We start from the raw sequence: 4,880 nt of genomic DNA, 5'->3' as shown, positions 1-4,880 counted from the left end.
GTGTACGGGGTGCCGGCCGCCGGTATTCGCGGTGAGTCCCGCTCGGCGTCCTCGGCCTGCTCGTGGGGAGTTGGGCAGCCGCAGCGCACACCGTCGCGCCCAGGGCGAGGCCGTATCCTTCGGTGCGCGACTTCGGTGCGCGAAGCACACACCCGTGCAGGTGCGCGGTCGTCCACACCGGCCGGCCCGGCCCCGATCCGGGGCCGCACCCGAGACCGACGAACCATCAGGAGAACGACCGTGATAGCTCTGTCCGCAGTGGGAGGGGTGGCTCTGGTCGAACTGGGCATGGCCGTGACCCCGGGACCGAACATGATCCACCTCGCGTCCCGCGCGATCACCCAGGGCCGCAGGGCGGGCCTGGTGAGCCTCGGCGGGACCGCCGTGGGCTTCGTCTGCTACCTGCTGGCCGCGGCCGCCGGCCTGTCCGCGCTGTTCGCCGCCGTGCCGGTGGCGTACACGGTGGTCAAGCTCGCCGGGGCCGCCTATCTGGCCTCCCTCGCCTGGGGCATGCTCAAGCCCGGCGGGCGGTCGCCCTTCGACCCGGCCGGAGACCTGCCTCCGGTCTCCGACGCCCGGCTGTTCTCGACGGGGCTGCTGACCAACCTGCTCAACCCCAAGATCGCGCTGCTGTACGCCGCCCTGCTGCCTCAGTTCCTGGACCCCCACGCGGGTCCGTCCTGGGCCCAGCTCCTCCAGCTCGGCGGTGTGCAGATCATCGTGGGGATCACCGTGAACGCTCTGATCATGCTGAGCGCGGCACGGCTGTCCGGGTTCCTGGCCGCCAGGCCCCGCGTCATGACCGCCCAGCGGTTCGCGGCAGGCGGCCTGCTGGGGTTCTTCGCCCTGCGTACCGCGCTGTCGCGCACGCCCGTCTCCTCCTGAGCGGGCAGGGTGCCACAGACGCCTCCGGCACCCTGGCCAGGCCCGGCACCCGCCGGAAATCACACGACCGGAGAATCCGGCCATCCCGCGCGGCACAGCGCCTGCACGGCACCGTGGCGGCCCTTGGCGGTCCGTACGCCGTTCTCGCCACGAGGGCGCGTCCGGCGTTCCGATGTTCACCCGGTGCCCGAAATGATGACGGACCGCCTCCCCCGCCGCTTCCTCCTCCGTCAGAGAGGCGGCTCCACGAGAAGTTCCCGCAGCCAGCGCGCACTGTCCGCGCCTCCGGGGTCGACCGCGCCGCCGTCCGCCCCGGGGAAGAGGCGGCCCCAGGAGCAGGCCCGGCCGATCGCTCCGACCCGCCACGCGAGGCTGACAGCGCGTCGCAACTCAGCGGTGGTGTGGCCGCCTCCCGTCCACGGCTCCAGGTAGGCGTCACGAAGGCGCGGCAGCACCTCGGGGCCGTAGCGCTCGCGGACCGCACGCCCAGGAATCAGGAGACTGCAGAAGGGGTGCGAGATCGCCGCGTCGCCCCAGTCGAAGAAGGTGAAGCGGCCCGGCCCGGGGAAGAACGACTGGCCGTCGTGCAGATCGGAATGGTCGAGCGTGTCGGCGATGCCCACGCCCGCGAGTTCGGCACACCAGTCCGCCAGACGCGGACGGAGTTCCCGCATGGCCTTGCGGTCCTCCTGCTCCAGCGCCGGGTTCTCCCCCACCACCCGATCGAAGACCTCGGGCAGGACCGCCACCCGTCCGTTCGGGACACCGAGCGATTCCATTTCCCCGGCGAGAGGTGTCAACTCACGCTGCATCGTGGCGTACTGGCGGAGCATGTCCTGCCAGTCCGGCAGCCCCGCCGTGCCACGGTCCAGAGCGTCCCGGAAGAGCGGCCCTCCGTCAGGAAGGAGCGACCATCCCCGCTCCGCTTCGACGGCGATCGGCTTCAGCACCTGCCCGGGAACCCAGCGCGACAGAGCTTCGGTGAGCCCCGATTCGAAGGCACTCGCGGGCGGGTTGGCCTTGAACCACACGACTCCCTGCTCCTCGACGGGAATCCGCACCAGCACGGACCACGGCCGCAGCCGCACCGATCGCCTGCCCGCCACGCGCAGCCCATGGGCCGCCAGCCCGCTCTCCACCCACGCGAGGGCCGCCTCCCGCCACGTATCGGTCTCCCAGGGCGTCACCGCGTCCTGGTACTGCCCCCGGTCGACCGTTGTCGAGTCGTCTTGCCGCATCCCCCCATCTCACCACCGCATCCGTCGTCCACTCCATCCGTTTCTCCGGACCGGGTGGCCGACACCCCCCGCACCAACCGCTGCGCGATCTCTGGACACCGGCTTGACGGCGTGCTGTCATACCGCCGACATCATTTTTCCAACGTTGCATAGAAGTTGTCGCACCACCGCACCGGAACGCGACAGCCTTCTTCGCCATGCGCCCAAGTCGTCGCACCAGGGCGCGGAACGAGGCTGCCGCAGAGAGCAGAAGTGGAGCTTCCACATGCCCCTGAACCGTCGGCACTTCGTGACCAGCGCCCTGGTCACCGCCGCCTCGACCGCCGCCATGGGCCGCTGGGCCACCACCGCGACCGCGGCGGGCCACGTGGCGCCGGTGGCGCGCGGCGGCCACTACGCCCCGAACGCCGCGCCGCTGCACCCGACCGCGTTCCTGAAGCTGCCGCCCGGCCGGGTCAAGGCACGAGGCTGGCTCGCCGGGCAGCTCCAACTCCAACTGGACGGCCTCTGCGGGCGTTACGAGGAGTTCTCGCACTTCCTCGACTTCGACACCTCCGGCTGGGTGCACACCGACCAGGGCGGCTGGGAGGAAGTCCCTTACTGGCTGCGGGGATACACCGACCTGGCGATCGTCACCGGCGACGCGAAGGCGCTCGCCGCCACCCGGCGCTGGATCGACGCGATCCTCACCACACAGCAGTCGGACGGGTTCTTCGGCCCCAAGGCGCTGCGCACCTCGCTCAACGGCGGCCCGGACTTCTGGCCGTTCCTCCCGCTGATCCAGGCGCTGCGCTCCTGGCAGGAGTACAGCGGCGACACCCGGGTGATCCCCTTCCTCAGCCGGTTCTTCCGGTACATGAACGCCCAGGGCCCCGGCGCCTTCAACACCAGCTGGATCGCTCTGCGTTGGGGCGACGGGCTGGACAGTGTCTTCTGGCTGTTCAACCGGACCGGCGACACCTTCCTGCTCGACCTCGCCGACAAGATCCACCAGAACGGCGCCGACTGGGGCGACAACCTGGTCAACCCGCACAACGTCAACATCGCCCAGGGCTTCCGCGAGCCCGCCCAGTACGCGCTGCGCAGCGGCTCGGCACAGGACACCAAGGACACCTACGGCACGTACGCCAAGGCGATGGGCCAGTACGGGCAGTTCCCCGGTGGCGGGATCGCCGGCGACGAGAACGCCCGTGCGGGACACGGTGATCCGCGCCAGGGCTTCGAGACCTGCGGCATCGTGGAGTTCATGGCGAGCCACCAGTTGCTCACCCGGATCACGGGCGACCCGCTGTGGGCGGACCGTTGCGAGGATCTCGCCTTCAACTCGCTGCCCGCCTCGCTCGATCCCTCGGGCAAGGCGATCCACTACATCACCAGCGCCAACAGCGTCGATCTGGACAACGAGCCCAAACGGGACCGGCAGTTCCAGAACGGCTTCGCGATGCAGGCGTTCCTGCCGGGCGTGGACCAGTACCGCTGCTGCCCGCACAACTACGGCATGGGCTGGCCGTACTTCCTCGAAGAGCTCTGGCTCGCCACCCCCGACGGCGGGCTGGCGGCAGCGATGTACGCGGCCAGCGAGGTGACGGCCGCGGTCGCGGACGGCACCCAGGTCACCATCACCGAGGAGACCGACTACCCCTTCACGGACACGGTGACGCTCACTCTGAAGACCCCGAAGCAGGTGAAGTTCCCGCTGGTGCTGCGTGTCCCGGCCTGGTGCTCCGCGCCGGAGATCCGGGTCAACGGCCAGCGCGTCACCGCCCCGGCGGGCCCCGCGTTCACCCGCGTCGACCGCACCTGGAAGAACGGCGACAAGGTCACGCTCCGCTTCCCGCAGCAGACCACCGTGCGCACTTGGGCGGACAACCACGGTTCGGTGAGCATCGACCGCGGGCCGCTCACGTACTCGCTCCGGATCGGCGAGAGCTACGAGCGTATCGGCGGCACCGACCAGTTCCCGGAGTACGCGGTGCACGCCACCACCCCGTGGAACTACGGGCTCGTGCTGGACGGCGCGCTGCCTCAGGCCACCGCGGCCCCGCTCTCCCGTGCGCGTGAGCGGTCCGCCCGGCTGACGGCCGGCACCAACCCCTTCACCCTGGCCGGAACCCCGCTCACGCTGACCGCGCGCGCCCGCCGCATCCCCGAGTGGAGCGCCGACGACGAGCACGTGGTGGCGCCGCTCCAGCAGAGCCCGGCGCGCAGCACCGAGCCCGTCGAGCAGGTCACCCTCGTCCCGATGGGGGCGGCGCGGCTGCGGATCACGTCCTTCCCGACGGCCGCTCCGGACGCGGCGCCCTGGCTGGCGGACCGCTGGTACCGGATCGCCAACAAGAACTCGGGCAAGGTGCTCGGCGTGGACGGGATGTCGACCACGAACAGCGCCCATGTGGTGCAGTTCGGCGACACCGGCACCGACGACCACCTCTGGCGGCTGGTCGCCAACGGCGACGGCTGGTACCGCATCCGCAACCAGCACTCCGGCAAGGTGCTCGGCGTCGATCTGATGTCCACGGCCAACAGCGCCCACGTCGTCCAGTACGACGACAGCGACACCGACGACCACCTCTGGCAGCTCGTGCCGAACGGCGACGGCTGGTACCGCATCCGCAACCGGCACTCGGACAAGGTGCTCGGCGTGGATCTGATGTCCCTCGCCGACAGCGCCCATGTCGTCCAGTACGACGACAACGGCACCGACGACCACCTCTGGCAGCTGCTCTGACGAGCAGCCCCGCCGGATCTCCCCCGCAC

At 70.6% G+C, this 4,880-nt stretch carries 3 protein-coding genes; 2 read left to right on the top strand and 1 reads right to left on the bottom strand.

Annotation, left to right across the window (positions count from 1 at the left end; genetic code table 11):
- Window positions 1-240 precede the first annotated feature (240 nt).
- The gene (locus tag ACFWEP_RS31620) at window positions 241-885 is read left to right on the top strand and encodes a LysE family translocator (protein ID WP_387375267.1); all 645 of its coding nucleotides are present in this window, start codon (window positions 241-243) and stop codon (window positions 883-885) included.
- A gap of 230 nt (window positions 886-1,115) precedes the next feature.
- On the opposite strand, the gene ACFWEP_RS31615 is transcribed toward ACFWEP_RS31620, so the two are convergent.
- Complete coding sequence (locus ACFWEP_RS31615; protein WP_387375265.1) at window positions 1,116-2,123, bottom strand: aminoglycoside phosphotransferase family protein; 1,008 nt, start codon at window positions 2,121-2,123, stop codon at window positions 1,116-1,118.
- A 265-nt stretch (window positions 2,124-2,388) separates the two neighbouring features.
- On the opposite strand from ACFWEP_RS31615, the gene ACFWEP_RS31610 reads away from it, so the two are divergent.
- Entirely contained in the window at window positions 2,389-4,851 is a 2,463-nt protein-coding gene (locus ACFWEP_RS31610; RefSeq protein WP_387375263.1) for an RICIN domain-containing protein, read from the top strand.
- The last annotated feature ends 29 nt before the right edge of the window (window positions 4,852-4,880 follow it).

It is taken from the genome of Streptomyces sp. NPDC060198, from assembly GCF_042728415.1.
Classification (GTDB): Bacteria; Actinomycetota; Actinomycetes; order Streptomycetales; family Streptomycetaceae; genus Streptomyces.
Note: the sequence above shows the minus strand (reverse complement) of the source record. Positions and strands in the feature narration are given on the sequence as shown.